Source organism: Treponema sp., from assembly GCF_024696245.1.
Taxonomy (GTDB): Bacteria; Spirochaetota; Spirochaetia; order Treponematales; family Treponemataceae; genus Treponema_D.
Map to the genome: position 1 here is coordinate 1 of NZ_JAILGZ010000001.1, position 17,061 is coordinate 17,061.

Genomic DNA, 17,061 nt, shown 5'->3' on the forward strand with positions numbered 1-17,061 from the left:
TACGTAGGTGGTACTGAGCACGCTACTGGTCACCTTATCTACAGCCGTTTCTGGAACAAGTTCCTCTTCGATTCAGGTTACAGCTGCGAGGATGAGCAACACATTTTAGAATCAAAAAGCGAGAGGAGATGTAATTTATGAAAGAAAATTAACGTTTAGCATGGTTTAATGTACCAGTAAATGAAGCTGGAGAAAAAGAAATGGAATATATGGATTATCTCGATAACTATTCACCAAATATTCAGGAATTTTCGTTTCCATATAGATATAATAAATTTCTTTTGCATTTGTATTTTGATTTTAATAAGGAATTCAACATCATTATTGATGATTGTGAAAACGAGCGCATGAAAAAAGAAGATATACCGAAAGCTTTGGAAATGGCTATTGCTTTTAAAGAGGAAATGGCAATGAAAAAAGATTATTATATGCATCAAAAATTTTTACTGGATTGTGATTATAAAGAAGTTTCATTGCCTGATTCCTCGAATTTAAAAAACGACTTAATTCAAGATTTTACAGAATCAATTAACTTGTTTGACACAGATAAAGAAATAAGAATGAATATGACCCTGGTTAGTTAATATTGACTAATCAGGGCGGTTTTTGGTATTATAAACACCAATTCGGGCCATTAGCTCAGCGGTTAGAGCAGAGGACTCATAATCCTTTGGTCCTTAGTTCAAATCTAAGATGGCCCAATATTTGCGTAACGAAGTGAGTAAATATACGTAAATCACTTCCAACAGGACAAAAGGCTGCTTGTCAGACTTATGGCCCAATTATATTAAACGACTTAGTGCTTTTTAAGTGCTGAGTCTTTTTTTTGCCTTTGAGGTGGTGGTGGAGGATGATTATATGCTAAGGGCGAGGGGGGCTTGTGACTGAGCCTGGTCGATTTTGCAGACTGCGTAGAACATGTTGATCCGGCCTTTAAGAATGGCGCTTTCCTGAATGATAAAGCCGTTGTGTCTTAAAAAGGCTTTGTATTCATCTGCATTCCATTTGTGTTCAAATTTAACACCTATAAATTCCAGAAATCTTGCCCATAAATTTTGTTTTTCCTGTCCGTCGTGATCTATAAAGTTTGGTGCAATAAGAATGCCGTCGTCTTTAAGGACTCTTTTTATTTGAGACAGTGCTTTTTCTGGTTGCGGCATTATGTGAAGGGCGTTTGCAATTATTACGACTTCAAAGGAATTGTCTACAAATCTAAGATTGGTGGCATCTGCAACTTCAAAGGTAAGGTTTTCCGGAGATTTCTTTTTTTCTGCGGTATCAATCATTGATTGAGAAAAATCTGTGGCTATGATTTTTCTGGCACTGGAGGAAATATGTTTTGCAATCATTCCCGGACCTGTTGCAAGTTCAAGGACTGTTTTTCCTTTTACAAGTGTGGAAATTTTATCGTAAAGGAAGTTATATTGATTTTTCTGGCTCTTCATTGCCAGTTCATAAAAAGGTGCAAAAAAATCCCATATTGTAAACTTCATGTCTAAATTGTAACGCGTAAAATCTTCATAACAATTAAAAACTTCAATATTCGGGCCATTCTTTATTATTTTTTATGGCTTCTTTTATACCGGTATAATAGCGGACTTTTCTTTGTATGTGGGCCAGTTCCTTTTTGAAAATTTTTATCTTTTCCATGGTTTCTTTTTCCTGAATCTGAACTATGTTAATGATGCTGTCGATGTTTTTGGGAATGTTTTTTTCGTACTTAAAGAATTTTACAATATTGGACAGGCTCATGCCGGTATTTTTAAAACAGATTATTGCTTCAAGGCGGGCAATGTGTGAATCGTTGTAGAGGCGGCGGTTGCTTGAAGTGTGTTTAACATCTTCCAGCAGTCCTATGTCTTCGTAGTAGCGTAGGGTGCTGGCTGTAAGATTATAGCGCTGGGAAATTTCTTTTATTGTGTATTCATTCATAAATAAAAATTTAATGCAAAAGTATATTGACTTCAAGTTAACTTGAAGTATTACAATTCAATTATGAAGTATAGAAACTTAGGAAAATCAGGACTTAAGGTCAGTGAAATTTCTTTAGGCAGCTGGATGACACAGTTGAATGATTGCAGTCAGAAGGAAGTTGCCAGAGAAACAGTGAAGGCTGCTTTTGATGCAGGTATAAATTTTTTTGATTGTGCAGATGCATACAGTGGTGGAGAAGCTGAGCGTTTTCTTGGAAGTCTGCTGGCTGATTATCCCCGCTCTTCTTATGTTGTTTCCAGCAAGGTTTATTTTCCTACAGGTCCGGGGGTAAATGACAGGGGACTGTCACGTAAGCATATTACGGAGAACATCGACCGCACTTTGAAAAACCTTAACATGGATTACATAGACATTTATTACTGTCACCGCTTTGATGAATCGACTCCTATGGAAGAGACGTTGCGTTGTTTAAGTGATCTTGTAAGTCAGGGAAAGATTCTCTACTACGGTGTAAGTGAAGAGTGGAGTGCAGCCCGTCTTGAAAAGGCTCAGGCAATTATTGATAAGTACAATCTTTATCCTTTAACAACCCTTCAGCCTCAGTACAATATGATTGACCGCTACATTGAGCATGAAATTGTTGATGTGTGCGTAAGGAATGGAATTGGTATTACTCCTTTTTCTCCTCTGGCTCAGGGGCTTCTTACTGGTAAGTATAAAAAGGGTCAGCCTTATCCTGAAGGTTCCCGTGCAACTTTTCAGTGGGACAAGCAGGTGAATAATCTTCTTACTGATGAAAACCTTAACAAGGTAGAGAAGCTTGAAAAAATTGCAGCTGAACTTGGTTGTAAGGTTTCTGTTCTTGCCCTTGCATGGATTTTAACTAAGCCTGCAATCAGTTCTGTAATTACAGGTGCAAGTAAGAGTGAACAGCTTAAGGAAAATGTTAAGGCAAGCGATCTTGTAATTCCTTCTGATGCAATGGAAGAGATAGAAAAGATTCTTGGCTTTACAAGATTTGAGAGACATGTTGGTTGATTTGTAAAAGAATCTGAGTCTTTAAATTTAAAAGGATGGAATATTAAAAGGATGGATTTTTAACAAAAATAAAATTAAGATATTCGTGGAAATTAAAATGAAAACCCTGACTACGAAATCTAATAGCTTAAAGATTTTTCCTTTTAATATGAATAATTTTTTGTCCCTGACAGAGAGGGTGTTTCCTTTATGGCAGCCTCCTGTCGGGGATAATAATTTTAAAAAAGTTTATGTTGAATATGTTATACGGAATAATATTTTTAAAAACAATCTTCAGTTTGAATTAGTTGATTCAGCAAAAAATGAATTTTGTGCAGCAGCTTTTTTTGCAGGGCTGGGGGAGCATAGTCTTGCGGAAGACTGGTATGATTGTGCCTTTAAGGATTTTAGCCTTGAACTTAAAGTTGCTGCAGCTATGTGCAGGACTTATTTAAATTATATGGATGAAAAAACTTTTTCCTTAATGGGAAAAGATGATGTTAAGCTTGCTCTTTTTATTAGCCTAAAGCCAGGGTCAGGTTCAATTTTACTGGACAGTATTTGTAATGACTTTAAGGCTAAAGGAAGAAAAAATATTTTTTTATGGACGGACTGTGAGTGTGACTGGCAGTGGTATTTAAAGCATGGTTTTGAACTTGTAGAAGAGGATGTTTACAAAGCTTATTCTACGGAAGATAGAAAATATAAAACTTATATTTTTAAGAAGGAACTTTAGTAAAAAATTCAGCTGAAGATTTTTGAAATCAGTCTGGAAAAATTAATGTTTACTTTTACGCCAAAGATAAAGCCGTTGTTGAGAAGGTGGTTGTATTCTTCCGGAATTTCTGTTGTGTTTATCTGCCAGCGGTAACCTGTGTATGCTTCAAATGAAAGGTAAGGGCCTGCAGGTTGTCTCCATCCAATTTGTGACAGGACAAATATTGCAGAGGTTGAACTTTCTTTTTGTGAACTTTCCTGATTTGTAAATTGAATGAACTTAATTGATTCCCCGGCTCCCAGGTAAAGATATTTATCCAGACCGCTGGCAAAGGGATAGTAAAATAAATTAAGGTCTATGCTTTCTGTTGTGCAGATGCTGCTTCCACTTTTAGAAAAAAAAGTTGTGTGTTCAAATCTTCCCTGGGTAGAAAAATAATTTGTAAAAAGATATTCGCCTTTTATTCCAAGACCCCATCCTTCATGGAGAAGGGCATTTACAAGAACGTTCATATCTAAGGAAATATCGCTTTTTGTTATTTCTTCTTCTAAAGCTGTTAGTGGAAAGGTGGAGATGGAGAAAACTATTAAAAGGATTATGTATCGATATAATTTCATTTAGTTCCTGTGATTTGTTTATATATTATATCACAGGGACAGAAATATTTTTTTAAATAAAGGATTAGCTGTCGATTTCTAAATATTCACCAAGGGCAATAATTGCATTGTATACGCACTGAGGGCATTCACATAAAGTCTTGCCGTTAACTGGAGTTTTTAATTCACGACAGATTGTAGATCCGGAAAGTTCCTTGAATTTACTTACGATTGATTTTGAAATTCTTGGAGTGCCTTTTCCTTCTGTAATGTAACCTGCTGTAATTACAGAACCGATGAGGGCTCCGCAGGTTCCTTCAAGGCCGCCCATACCTGCTGCAAAGCCTGCTGAAATTTTTGTCATTGCATCTTCATCAAGGCCAGTTTTGTCCTGGAAGACTCTGAGTACTGCCTGAGTGCAGTTGCATACACCTTTTGCTTTAAGTGCAGCACCTTCTTCTGCTCTTTCTTCGATTGTCATAATTGTTCCCCTTTGCTCAGCCACAAGCATAATTATTTTTGACACTTGTATGATTATTTTTAGTATAGAAATAAAAAGCGGCTAGTGTCAATTTAACAAAATTACTGTTAGGTTTATCCTTTGCCTTGTCCCCTTTGCTTTTAAATCCTATAATAAACTTATGAAAAACATATCAACTTTACCGGTTGCGTATGCTGACAGTCTCTAAAGTTCAGCCAGATTTTTTTCCGGTATCAGACAATCTCTTCCAAACATATTTCTGGGGTCAATTAAAAGAAGCATTCGGACAGAAGGCCCTTTACTTAAGAGTTGAATTTGAAAATGATGAAGGGCTTACTGTTGCTTATCCATTTTTAGTTCTTCTTAGAAAAATTAATGGTAAGTATATCTATGCTTATGTTCAGAGTGCTCCTTCAGAAAGTGTTATTGTTTCTGATAAGACAGGTTTTCTTGAGGAATTGTCCCTTGCACTTAAGGATCATCTTCCTGATTCAATTATTTTTATCCGCTATGATTTGCAGTGGATAAATCCTGAACCTCATGCAAGAACAGAGATGCTTGAGATTATGATGAATTATGGAACACAGCTTCACAATTTTAAAAAGGCTCCCTCTGATCACTTTTGTAAATCTACTTGTATTTTAAATCTCAGGCCCATTCCGGAAATGCTTTTAAAAAACATGAGGCAGCAGACAAGAAATTCCGTACGAAGGGCTTATCGTGAGAGTGTTGAATTTTCTATTTATGATGCAGAGAGTCCGGACATTTTTTTGCGTTTAAGGGAGATGTACGATATTTACAAGGACACTGCCGGACGTAAGGGTTTTTATTGTGAAGGCTATTCTTATTTTGAAAAGCTTTTTAGTTTAAATAGAGAGTTTTTAAAAGAAAAAGAAGTTCGTAATTATGACAGTGGAATTGTTCCTCTTGATGCACAGGTTCCTCCTCCAAGGTTCTATTTGTTTACTGCACAAAAAGAAGGGGTTCTCCTTAGCGGCCTTATTCTTGGAATATGCGGGGCCAATGCTTATTATATGTATGCAGCCAGCAGTATGGATATGAGGCACTGTATGCCAAATTATGGTTTGCAGTGGGAAGTAATCAGGTTTGCCAGGTCAAAGGGCTGTACCCGATATGATTTTATGGGCATTCCTCCTGTTAATGACAGCGCTTCTTCAATGTCGGGTTTGTATATTTTTAAAACAGGTTTTGGTGGAAATGTAACTCATTATATGGGCACCTGGGATTTTCCTTTGAAGCAGGAAGAATATGAAGCCTTTAAAGTAAATGAAAGCCTCCTGTTAAAATAATTTTTTTAGAAATTGTAAATCTTTGCTTTATTTTTCTTAAAACTACCTTTATTCTTATATTGATACTTTTTTTCAAAAAAGGATTAGTGCGTGTAAGGGGAAAAATATGGGAATTGATTTGACTAAAATGTCTAAGCTTGGCTTTGGACTTATGCGTCTTCCTGAAAAAGATGGCAGCATTGATATTGAACGCGTAAAGACAATGGTGGACAGATACATGAGTGCCGGTATGAATTATTTTGATACGGCTTATGTTTATCATGGTGGAAAATCTGAGGGAGCTGCAAAGGAAGCTATTGTAAAAAGATATCCAAGAGAAAAGTTTATGCTTGCTACAAAACTTCCAGCCTGGGAAATTAAAAAGGAAAGTGATATTGAACGTATTTTTAATGAACAGTGCCAGAGGGCAGGTGTAGATTATTTTGACTTTTATCTATTGCATTCCATTGAAGACGGTTCAAATTATGATACTTATGAAAAGTATGACTGCTTTAGCTGGGGCTTAAAGAAAAAAGCAGAGGGAAAAATTAAGCATTTTGGATTTTCTTATCATGGAACTCCAGAGCTCCTTGAAACTATTCTTGATAAACATCCAGAGATGGAATTTGTTCAGATTCAGTTGAACTATCTGGACCGTACAAATCCTGTGGTTCAGTCACAGAAGCTTTATGACATTCTTCATAAACGTAATATTCCGATGATTATTATGGAACCTGTCAGGGGTGGTATGCTTGCAAATATGCTTCCAGAAATCGAGGCAAAGTTTAAGGCTCTTCGTCCAAACAATTCAATTGCTTCCTGGGCTTTGCGTTACGTTGGATCTCTTGAAGGAATAATTACAATTCTTTCCGGCATGTCTGATGAAGCACAGATGGAAGACAATATAAAAACCTTTACTGATTTTGAGCCTCTTACTGCCGAAGAGATGAAGCTTATTGATGAAGTAACTGATGATATACTTCGCATTCCGCAGATTGGTTGTACAGCCTGTAAATATTGTATTGATGGTTGTCCGATGAAAATAAGTATTCCGGATATATTCAGGACTATAAATACTTTAAGACGTTATCCTGATGACTGGCGGGCAAAGAATTTTTATTCAGGTCTTATAACAAGAAGTGGAAAAGCATCTGATTGTGTTTCTTGTGGTCAGTGTGAAGGTGTTTGTCCTCAGCATCTTCCGATAATTGATCTTTTAAAGGAAGCTGCAGGGATTCTTGATTCTTAGGCTAATGTAAAATCTCATGCTAAGTGTAAGACTTGCTTCTTCTTGATTTTTTTTAAGATGATGTGATAGAGTAGGGATGCTCACGCGGAGGGCGTGTCATTCAATTAGAAATGATAAGCCGGATAAGGTGCAGGTTGGAATGCCTGAAACTTATCCGGCTTTTTTATTTTATATATTTTTTTTGGAGAGGTTTTTATGTCTGATACTACTTTATTTACTTCTGGAAGAATTGCTCCACGTTTACTTCGGTTTGCATTGCCGGTTCTTGGTGCACTTTTTTTGCAGTCTTTTTATGGTGCAGTGGATTTGCTTATTGTAGGACAGTTTGGTGCATCGGAAGATGTTTCTGCTGTTGCTACAGGAACCATGATGATGCAGACCATAACTTTTATTATTACAGGTCTTGCCATGGGAACTACGATTCAGATGGGGCAGGCTCTTGGTGCAGGTAAAAATGAAAAGGCTGCAAATATTGTTGGAACAAGTATTATCTTTTTTACGATTCTTGCTCTTCTTGTAACTGTCCTTATGATTTTTTTAACAAGGCCTTTTGCAATTCTCATGCAGACACCAAAAGAAGCTTTTGATAAAACCCTTATGTATGTTCACATTTGTTCTGCCGGAACTGTTTTTATCAGCGGTTATAATATGCTGGGCAGTGTTTTTAGGGGAATGGGTGATTCAAAGACTCCTTTAATGACAGTTCTTGTTGCATGTATTATGAACATCTTTGGTGATTTGCTTTTTGTTGTTGTTTTTGATATGGCTGCTTCAGGTGCTGCACTTGCAACTGTAATTGCTCAGGCCTTTAGTGTAATTTTTTGTCTGATTCTTGTAAGAAAAAAGGGACTGCCATTTAAATTTGGAAGGAACAATATAAAGTGGGATTCTTCAATTGTCAGAATGGTTTGTAAGACAGGTGCGCCAATTTCACTTCAGGACGGACTTGTAACTGTTTCCTTTCTTGTAATTGCTGCAATTATAAACGGGCTTGGTTTAATTGCGTCTGCAGGTGTTGGTGTAGCAGAACGTGTTTGCGGATTTATTATGCTGGTTCCATCTGCATTCTCTCAGTCCCTCTCTGCTTTTGTTGCCCAAAATGTGGGAGCCGGAGAATATGGTCGTGCAAGAAAGGCTTTGTATTATTCAATTATTGCATCTCTTGCTTGTGGTCTTTTTATGGGAAGCGGTGCTTTTTTTAAAGGTGATCTGCTGGCAGCTGTCTTTACAAAGGAGGCTCCTGTTATTGAAGCGGCCCATAGTTATCTTAAGGCTTATGCAATTGATACTCTTTTTGTTTCTTTTCTTTTTTGTTTTATCGGTTATTTTAATGGCTGCGGAAAAACAAAGTTTGTTATGATTCAGGGTTTGATAGGTGCATTTTTGGTCAGGATACCTGTTTCTTTTTTGGTGAGTAAAACTGCGAATCCAACTTTATTTAAAATCGGGCTGGCAACTCCATGTTCAACTGTGGTTCAGATTATTCTTTGTGGAATTTATTTTGTAATTGTTGAGAGAAAAATTAAAAGCAGGGAATTAAAGGCTTAAAAAAAACCGGCTGTATATCAGGAAGGGATTCTTTAATTGAATCTGACTTGCTGATTATACAGCCGTTTTTTTTTTATAAATCTATTTCCAGAAGAATAGGAGTGTGATCCTGTCTTGGTCCGGAATCAATCATTTCTGATTTTTGAATCTTATCTTTGATGCGGTCGCTTACAAGGAAGTAGTCAATACGCCAGCCTGAATTGTTAATTTTACTTGTCTTAATTCTCTGACCCCACCAGGAATAAACTGATTTTACATCTCCGTGAATGTGACGGAAAGAATCTGTAAATCCTTTTTCCAGAAGTTTTGTGAAGTCTTCCCGTTCTTCATCAGTAAAGCCGGCAGAAAAATGATTTGATGCAGGATTGGCAAGGTCAATTTCTTTGTGGGCAACATTAAAGTCACCGCAGGCAATTACTGCTTTTTTTGAATCAAGTGAAGCTAAGTAGTCGGCATATAAAGCATCCCATTTTTGTCTGTCTGCAAGACGCTTAAGACCATCTCCGGAATTTGGTGTGTAAACATTTACAAAATAAAAGTTGTCAAATTCAAGGGTAAGAAGACGGCCTTCATCATCCATTGTATCTGGAGCGCCAAGCTTTGGCACTGAACGTTCAGCTTTGATTCCCTCTTTGTAAAGAATCATTGTTCCTGCATAACCTTTTTTTGCAGGTGGAACGGAAGAAAGCCATTCGACTTTGTAACCAGGGAAATAATTCTTGAGAAGTTCCAGGTGTTTTGCAGAAGGTCCTTCGGCAGGGAGCTTTGTCTCCTGAATTGCAATAATGTCTGCGTTATAAGTTCCAAGTTTTTTAAGAACCTCTTGAGATAAAAGAGCCCTTGCTGATGTAGAAGTAAGGGCTGCGTTAATTGAATCTATATTCCATGAAATAAGTTTTGTCATGGCATTAATTATAGAAGAAAAATGTCTTAATTTGAAGATAAAGACTTACCTTAAGTATCCGCCGTAACACCAGCCGCTGCTGTTAAGAACTTCTACATAAACCCAGTTGCTTTTAATTCCGGAGTAAACTTCTTTGTTATGGCAAAAGCAAGGGAAGCTGCAAATAAGGTAAATGCCAGTGATAATAATCTTTTCATAAATGACTCCTGACTAATTACACGGCGGATGTCCCTTTTATTTATGCATTTTTTAAGATGACAGGGGGATTTTGACGGATTGTATACCTTATAGGGTATAATTTAATCAAATGTAGATGATTTACACCTTATCGGGTATAAATATAAAGTATTGACTTGTTTTTATACCCTATGTGGTATAAAATACTTATATGAATCCAGTTGCTGATTTTGTTAAGACAGAAAGAAAAAAAGCAGGTCTTACTCAGGAAGAATTTGCTATGCGTTGTGGAGTAGGTCTTCGTTTTTTAAGGGACCTGGAACAGGGAAAAGACAGTTGTCGAATGGATAAAGTAAATAAGGTACTTTCCATGTTTAACAGCCAGCTTGTACCAGGTAAAATTCTCAAGTAAGAAAAGGATAAATAATGACTAAATTATTTTCTAATTACAGGAAAGGTTATGTTTATGTTCAAAATAAGTATGCTGGATTGCTGGAGGAATGTCACGGTTGCAAATGTTTGATATAGTAAAGGCATGAAGATTCTTCTTGTTTCAGTTAATGCTTCTTATATGCATACAAATATTGCCATACGTGATTTAAAAAATTTTGCAGATGAATATTTTAAAAATAAAAATGATAAACCTCAGATAGTAATTGCTGAATATACGATTAACCAGCCGGCAGGAGAAGTATTAAGGGATATTGCTTTTTGTGATGCTGACTGGATTTTATTTTCTACTTATATCTGGAATGCTGAATATGTAAGCAAGCTGCTGCCGGAAATTAAAAAACTTTTACCTGCCTGTATTCTTGCAGCTGGTGGTCCTGAATTTTCTTATAGCGCAGAAAAATATCTTTCCCTTATTAAAGATCTGGATTTTATTATGGCCGGGGAAGGTGAATTAACTTTTGTGGATTTGATAGAAAAAACTCAGACTGGCTCTGGTGAGTTTCTTTTAAATGTAAATGAAGTTAAGGGCCTGTATTATAGAAATCAAAATGGACATACAGAGTATTCTGGAAATCGTGAACTGATACAAAATCTTGATGACATTCCTTTTCCTTATCCGGAGATTTTAAGTGGACAGGCTGATCCCGATCATAAGATTTATTATTATGAATCAAGCAGGGGTTGCCCTTTTGGATGCTCATATTGTCTGTCTTCTGTAGATAAGCGGGTTAGATTTAAAAGCCTCGAGCGTACCTGTCAGGAATTGCAGATTTTTCTTGATCACAATATAAAGCTTGTAAAATTTGTAGACAGAACTTACAACCTTGATGAAAAACGTTATCTGGGTATCTGGGATTATATTTTAAAACATCATAACGGAAAGACAATGTTTCATTTTGAAATTGAAGCAGAATATCTTTCTGATGCAGCCCTGGAGTTTTTGCAGAAGGTTCCGGAAGGCGTAATGCAGTTTGAAATGGGAGTTCAGTCTGCAAATAAAAAAACTGTAGCTGCAATAAACCGTTCAACAAATATTGAAGTGCTGGCTGAAAAAATAAAAAAGATTCCCCGGACAATTCACCAGCACCTAGATTTAATTGCCGGACTTCCTTACGAAGATCTTAAAAGTTTTGGCAGCAGTTATGATTTTGTAATGGCACTTAAACCTGATGCATTACAGCTTGGCTTTTTAAAAATATTGAATGGTACCGTAATGGAAGACTATGCAAGAAGTCACGGATGGAAGTGGATGGACAGCCCTGTTTATGAAACTTTTTCTACTCCTTATTTAAGTTTTTCTGATATGGCATTTTTAAAGGATATGGAAATTCTGACAGATGCTTTCTGGAATAAGGGAATATTTTTATTTACCATGAATTATATTTTTAGAAAAACAAGTCCCTGGGAAATTTTATGTAACCTTCATGAATATGCCGCAGGGGTTAAAACTTTTTCTCAGGCAAGAAAGGATGCTTACTGGTATCAGCTTTTTTATGATTTTATAAATGAAAAACTTGATTCACTGGCAGAAAATAATTCAGATGGTCTCAAGATGCTGGATAAAAATCTTATTAATGATTTACTTCGCTATGATTTTATCAGGTCAGGTAAAAAAGGAAACTTTCCTGCATGGTATGAGCGCAGATATGATAAGGAGATGCACAGGCAGCTTTTGGAAAAAGATGAAGATTTAAAAGACAGCCGTACAGGTTTTTCTGTTACTGATTATGAAGAATTTGATTATGATGTAAGGGCAGAAGTGCCGGAGGAAAAAAGAAATCCTGTAAAAATTCTTATTAAGTATTAAGTTTTAAGCTATAGAAGATTTAAAAAAGAAACAGGGAGCTTATTAACTACAACAGTAGTTTAATGAAACTCCCTGTCATTTTAGGTTCATGCATTATTTAACTTGTCGTTCATCATCTTGTATTCACCATTGAGCTTTATAAGTTCCTGATGGGTACCAGATTCAATAATGCGGCCCTGTTTTATTACAAGGATTTTATCTGCATCGCGGATAGTATTAAGACGATGGGCAATTACTAAGAGTGTCTTACCCTGGCACAGTTGGGAGATTGCTTCCTGAATGTAGTGTTCATTGTCTGCATCAACACTTGCTGTGGCTTCATCAAGAATTACTATAGGTGCATCTTTAAGCAGACAGCGGGCAATGGATATTCTCTGCATTTCTCCTCCACTTAAGTCTGTACCACCCTGACCAATAACTGTATCAAAACCCTGAGGAAGTTTCATAATAAAATCATAACAGCGGGCTTTTTTTGCAGCCTCTATAACTTCGTCCTGACTTGCATTACTTTTTCCCATGGCAATGTTGTTAAAGATTGTATCCTGAAAAAGATATACCCTCTGAAAAACTATACTGATATTGTTCATAAGATCTGATACAGGAATGTCCCTTATGTCTTTGCCACGGATTTTGATACTTCCGTCTTTTATATCCCAGAAGCGGGCAAGGAGATTTGCAATTGTAGATTTACCTCCGCCACTTTGTCCTGCAAGGGCAATCATCTGTCCTTTATACGCCTTTAAGTTTATACCGGATAAAGCTTCTTTTTGACCATATGAGAAGCTTACGTTTTCAAAAGAAATTTCCGGAACAGGGTTGTCAGAAATTAATTCACTGCTGTCTGCTGACGGGAGAAGCTCTTTACCGCTGTCATCGATTTCTTCTTCATGGCTTACGCTTTCAATTCTGTCCAGACAGGAATCTGTTACTGTAAGGCGGGCAATCTGAGAATAGTAAGATTTAATCCCCTGGAAGGTATCAAATAAAAAGAGGATTGTTCCTATCATGTATTCAGCAGAGATCTGCCCTTTAGTCATAAAGAATCCTGCTGCAAATAAAACAAGAGCAGAACCCAGTCCGTAAAGGAGTATTAAGGCACAGGCCCATGGTGAATAATCAATTTCAAAACTGATGGAATCCCTGCAGCTGTTTTCAAATTCATCAGTAAGGCTTTTGGATTTTTTTCCTGTAAGGTTAAAGGTTTTGATGATGCCAATTCCTTCTGCAAATTCAAGCACGGCAGAAGTAAGGCGCTGACTGAATTCCTGTTTTTGTGCGGAATGTCTGAGGGTCATGCCTGTCATAAGTCTTCCGGTGATAATAAACAAAAGACAGATGGCAAGGGCAAGGAGGCCAAGACGCCATTCAAGATAGAACATAAAGCCGCACATCATAATCTGACTGATAATAAAACTTACCAGCATCTCTAAAACCGTCATGCAGTTTTCTTCAATAAAATTCATGTCAGTAGAAAGTACGGAACTTACTTTACCAATGTTGCCGTCAGTAAAGTAACCCATGGAAAGTTTTCTAAAATGATCTCCAAGTTCCATGCGTCGGTCTGCAAAAACCATAAAGCCAGCAGCTGACTGAAGGTAATTGGATGCCTGCTGTAAAATTATCTGACATATAACACAGGCAAGAAGAATACCAAATGTGATGTAACAGGATTTTTTTGTAATGTCGTTATTCATGAAAGAGGTGACCATGAAGAAACTAATCATCAATGGTGCTTTTAAAAATATTCCGTTTAAGAAACCTGTTATGTAGGAAAGTCTGATTCTTTTTTTGTAAATCCCGCAAAATTCAACGAGACGATGCATCATTCCAAGCATTGATTTTGTTTTCATTATTCTGCCTCCTTTTTAGTATTCTGAATTTTCCAGTTGACTGCCTGACTGCTTGCATTCCAGAGTTTCTGATATTCAGCACAGCTTTTTAAAAGTTCATCATGCTGTCCCTGAGCAAGGATTTTTCCTTCTTTTAATATACAAATCTTGTCTGCATTTTTTATAGAAGAAAGACGGTGGGCAATTGTTATTACAGTTTTATCTTTAATAATTTCGGATAGTGCTGCATTCATTTTTTCTTCGTTTTCCGGATCCATAAATGCAGTGGCTTCATCAAGTACGATTACAGGGGCATTTTTTAAGATAGCTCTTGCAAGGGATATTCGCTGGCGTTCACCTCCAGAAAGCTGCTTACCACTGTCACCGGCTTTTGTATCTATTCCTTCTGGGAAGCGCTCAAGGAATTCATCACACTGGGCACGGTGCGCTGCATCTAAAACTTCTTCCCTGCTGGCATCTGGTCGTCCGATTAAAATATTTTCGTAGAGACTGGTGTTAAATAAAAACTGTTCCTGGGCAACGTAAGAAATCTGATTGTTTAATGCTTCAAGACTCATGTCAGTAATGTCCTGGCCTCCAAGACTTATACTTCCTGCATCAAGATCATAAAAATGTACGAGAAGTTTTGCCAGGGTTGATTTACCGCTGCCTGATTCACCAATGAGGGCTGTTTTTGTTCCCTGTTCAAGTTTAAGGCTTACACGGTGAAGGACTTCTTTTGTTTTCTCTTCATCCCCTTCAATTTTTTTGTAAGTAAAAGATACGTCTTTAAATTCAACGTCGTAATTTTTTCCTTCAAAATTTCTGTTCGTTTCTTTAACAGGGGCATGACTCATTAACTTTTCAAGCTGAGCAATTTTATAATTCAATTGAGGAATCTTACCGCCAAAGCTGAGGGCTTTTAAAAGTGCAGGGCCAATAGAAAATGACATGCATAAAACTAAAACAAGCTGACTTAAAGTAACTGCTCCATTTAAGAGCATAATGAATCCAAAGGGCAGAACAAAGAGTGCAAAGTTTGGAAGTACGCTATTGTAAAGTGCCATCCATGGCCAGCAGACTTTGTACCAGTCCAGGGTAAAGTCACGGTAACTTCTTACTGCATCACCAAAGCGTTTAAATGAATCTCCGTCTTTGTTAAATACTTTTATGGCTTCCATTCCGTTAACGTATTCAATTATGGTATTGTTCATTTTTTTTGCTGAATCGTAATAGGCTCCCATTTTGGACATACCGCTTTTCATCATCATTGACATTCCAAAGATTCCTACTGGTAATGTAGCAAGAGTGATAAGGGCAAGGCGCCAGTCAACGATAAAGAGACCGGCAATAACTACAAGTGGAATTGCAAGATTAGCTATTCCTTCCGGAATGGCATGAGCAAGTAAAAGTTCAAGCTGATCAATGTCATCAGTAAAAACTTTTTTTATTTGCCCTGTTCCTAATTCCTTAATATTTCCCAGAGGCTGTTTTTCAAGTCGGGACTGAAGTGAAATACGAATGTTCTTTAAAGTCTCGTAAGCACTCTTGTGGGAGAAAGCGAGACCAAGGGAATAGGAAATTCCATAGAGTAATTCACATGAGGCAATCCAGATAACTTTGTTGAGAATAAAATTCAACGAAGGAATCTGATGCTGGGTCAGTGGAACAATAATCTGGTAGAGAAAATAATAGGGGATAACGCTGGCAATAATTCCTATAGATGTAAGGATTGTTGCCAGTGCCGTAAACTTTTTGTTTTTTCCGAGATAGGGAGAAATACTTTTAAACATAAAAACTCCTTTTAGTTAACTACAGCTAACTTTAAGGATTATATTATTTTATCCAGATTCTGCTCCACTAAAAAACGATATTTTTTTAACACTTTTCGCTCATAAATTTTTAGGATTACTGGTTTGAATATTGCAGCGGAAGGACGTATTGTAAAAGTCAAAAAATTCTGCCAATGTAAAAGAAAGGAAAGTTATAAAATGCTGAATTGTTTAATTGTAACATTAGGCGGTGGACTTGGTGCCTGCGCCAGATATCTTATTGGACTTATTCCATTGAAGGAAGCTTTTACTTTTCCGGTAAAAACTCTTTTGATAAATTTGCTGGGCTGTTTTGTAATTGGATTAATAGCAGCTCTTGCATCAAAAACATCTTCCCTCTCTCCTAAAACTGTACTCTTTATAAAAACTGGTATTTGCGGAGGCTTTACAACTTTTTCTACATTTGCATTAGAAAGCGAAGGACTTATAAAAAGCGGACACCTGGGGCTGGCACTTCTTTATGTTGCCCTTAGTCTTGCCGGAGGAATTGCCCTTGTCCTTGCAGGTCAGATTGTTGCAGGTGAGTAACAATTATTCATACATAAAAAAGTAATAATCTTTCTTTTTCATCTAAGTTGTAATTTAGTAATTCTGCAATAGAATTAAGGTGAGGATTAGTCAATTATGATTTTAGGAAAGTATCTGAAATGAAGAAGTTTTCAAGAAAAGCCACAGCCTTTATAATCCCGGCCATTATTATAGTTTTAATTGTAGCTTTATTTTTGTGCGTTCGGCAATTTGATGAATATAAATTAAGGACAAATCTTACTGCTTTCCAGGAAAGGGAAATGAAAACTTCCGTGGAAAACTTTATTAACGTAATCGACTTTACCAGAAGGGATATGACTGCCGCTATGGAAAAAAATGGTACCCCTTATACTGAAGAATCAATTAAAGAAGCAACACTTAGTTTTATCAGGGATGTTGTTCATGAATCTAATTTTGCCAACGGTGCTTACCTTTGGATTAATGAAGTAAAAAATTTTAAGGGTGGAGAAGATTATGCTATAAGACAGGTTCACGGAAATATTCCTGAATCAGAAGGAATTCACTTGTCTACTTTTACGATGGATGCAAAAGGAAACACACCTTATCTTACTGAACTTGAAGGCATAAATAAAAATGGTGAAGTTACTTACAGATATTTCTTTAAGGAATATAAATCTGATGGAGTTTCAGAAAAAATTACTTATGCAAAATTATATAAACCTTACAACTGGATAGTC

Annotated in this window: 17 protein-coding genes and 1 tRNA gene; 11 read left to right on the top strand and 7 right to left on the bottom strand. The window is 36.7% G+C overall.

The window, feature by feature from the left end; genetic code table 11:
- Positions 1–200: 200 nt before the first annotated feature.
- Positions 201–584, top strand: coding sequence for a hypothetical protein (locus K6D58_RS00005; RefSeq protein WP_296826257.1), 384 nt, complete (start codon positions 201–203; stop codon positions 582–584).
- A 44-nt stretch (positions 585–628) separates the two neighbouring features.
- A tRNA-Ile gene (locus tag K6D58_RS00010) sits at positions 629–701 on the top strand.
- Positions 702–854: 153 nt separating this feature from the next.
- Here K6D58_RS00010 and K6D58_RS00015 read toward each other — a convergent pair.
- Positions 855–1,493: a class I SAM-dependent methyltransferase gene (locus tag K6D58_RS00015; protein ID WP_296826259.1), complete on the bottom strand. Its 639-nt coding sequence runs from the start codon at positions 1,491–1,493 to the stop codon at positions 855–857.
- A 43-nt stretch (positions 1,494–1,536) separates the two neighbouring features.
- Entirely contained in the window at positions 1,537–1,932 is a 396-nt protein-coding gene (locus K6D58_RS00020) for a MerR family transcriptional regulator (protein WP_296826261.1), read from the bottom strand.
- Between the two features lie 63 nt (positions 1,933–1,995).
- Between K6D58_RS00020 and K6D58_RS00025 the strand changes: the two genes are divergently transcribed.
- Together K6D58_RS00025 and K6D58_RS00030 are read left to right on the top strand one after the other, a co-directional pair.
- A complete protein-coding gene (locus K6D58_RS00025; protein ID WP_296826263.1) occupies positions 1,996–2,973 on the top strand; it encodes an aldo/keto reductase family protein in 978 nt (325 codons plus the stop codon).
- A 148-nt stretch (positions 2,974–3,121) separates the two neighbouring features.
- Entirely contained in the window at positions 3,122–3,688 is a 567-nt protein-coding gene (locus tag K6D58_RS00030; protein WP_296826265.1) for a GNAT family N-acetyltransferase, read from the top strand.
- Between the two features lie 8 nt (positions 3,689–3,696).
- Here K6D58_RS00030 and K6D58_RS00035 read toward each other — a convergent pair whose 3' ends face one another.
- Together K6D58_RS00035 and K6D58_RS00040 are read right to left on the bottom strand one after the other, a co-directional pair.
- A complete protein-coding gene (locus K6D58_RS00035) occupies positions 3,697–4,182 on the bottom strand; it encodes a hypothetical protein (RefSeq protein WP_296826267.1) in 486 nt (161 codons plus the stop codon).
- Positions 4,183–4,351: 169 nt separating this feature from the next.
- Positions 4,352–4,792: a C-GCAxxG-C-C family protein gene (locus tag K6D58_RS00040; RefSeq protein ID WP_296826269.1), complete on the bottom strand. Its 441-nt coding sequence runs from the start codon at positions 4,790–4,792 to the stop codon at positions 4,352–4,354.
- A gap of 146 nt (positions 4,793–4,938) precedes the next feature.
- Here K6D58_RS00040 and K6D58_RS00045 point away from each other — a divergent pair, with 146 nt between their 5' ends.
- The 3 genes from K6D58_RS00045 (at position 4,939) to K6D58_RS00055 (ending at position 8,833) form a co-directional block, all read left to right on the top strand.
- Entirely contained in the window at positions 4,939–6,057 is a 1,119-nt protein-coding gene (locus K6D58_RS00045) for a lipid II:glycine glycyltransferase FemX (protein ID WP_296826272.1), read from the top strand.
- Positions 6,058–6,163: 106 nt separating this feature from the next.
- Positions 6,164–7,285, top strand: coding sequence for an aldo/keto reductase (locus K6D58_RS00050; RefSeq protein WP_296826274.1), 1,122 nt, complete (start codon positions 6,164–6,166; stop codon positions 7,283–7,285).
- Between the two features lie 300 nt (positions 7,286–7,585).
- Positions 7,586–8,833, top strand: a complete 1,248-nt coding sequence (locus K6D58_RS00055; protein ID WP_486389740.1) for an MATE family efflux transporter — start codon at positions 7,586–7,588, stop codon at positions 8,831–8,833.
- 73 nt (positions 8,834–8,906) lie between these two features.
- Here the strand turns inward: K6D58_RS00055 and K6D58_RS00060 are convergent, their stop codons facing one another.
- Positions 8,907–9,737, bottom strand: a complete 831-nt coding sequence (locus tag K6D58_RS00060) for an exodeoxyribonuclease III (protein WP_296826277.1) — start codon at positions 9,735–9,737, stop codon at positions 8,907–8,909.
- 388 nt (positions 9,738–10,125) lie between these two features.
- Between K6D58_RS00060 and K6D58_RS00065 the strand changes: the two genes are divergently transcribed.
- Positions 10,126–10,326 (top strand): helix-turn-helix transcriptional regulator, encoded by a 201-nt coding sequence (locus tag K6D58_RS00065; RefSeq protein WP_296826279.1) that lies wholly within the window; start codon positions 10,126–10,128, stop codon positions 10,324–10,326.
- A 123-nt stretch (positions 10,327–10,449) separates the two neighbouring features.
- Positions 10,450–12,174: a B12-binding domain-containing radical SAM protein gene (locus K6D58_RS00070; protein WP_296826281.1), complete on the top strand. Its 1,725-nt coding sequence runs from the start codon at positions 10,450–10,452 to the stop codon at positions 12,172–12,174.
- Between the two features lie 86 nt (positions 12,175–12,260).
- Here the strand turns inward: K6D58_RS00070 and K6D58_RS00075 are convergent, their stop codons facing one another.
- Positions 12,261–14,024, bottom strand: coding sequence for an ABC transporter ATP-binding protein (locus tag K6D58_RS00075; protein WP_296826283.1), 1,764 nt, complete (start codon positions 14,022–14,024; stop codon positions 12,261–12,263).
- Positions 14,024–15,796, bottom strand: a complete 1,773-nt coding sequence (locus tag K6D58_RS00080) for an ABC transporter ATP-binding protein (RefSeq protein WP_296826285.1) — start codon at positions 15,794–15,796, stop codon at positions 14,024–14,026. The genes K6D58_RS00075 and K6D58_RS00080 overlap by 1 nt, the downstream gene beginning before the upstream one ends.
- Before the next feature lie 198 nt (positions 15,797–15,994).
- Here K6D58_RS00080 and crcB point away from each other — a divergent pair, with 198 nt between their 5' ends.
- Together crcB and K6D58_RS00090 are read left to right on the top strand one after the other, a co-directional pair.
- Positions 15,995–16,363 carry a fluoride efflux transporter CrcB gene (gene crcB, locus K6D58_RS00085; RefSeq protein WP_296826287.1) on the top strand — a complete coding sequence of 123 codons (369 nt, stop codon included), beginning with the start codon at positions 15,995–15,997 and terminating at the stop codon, positions 16,361–16,363.
- Positions 16,364–16,623: 260 nt separating this feature from the next.
- The coding region (locus K6D58_RS00090; RefSeq protein WP_296826289.1) for a cache domain-containing protein at positions 16,624–17,061 on the top strand (438 nt) is incomplete at its 3' end.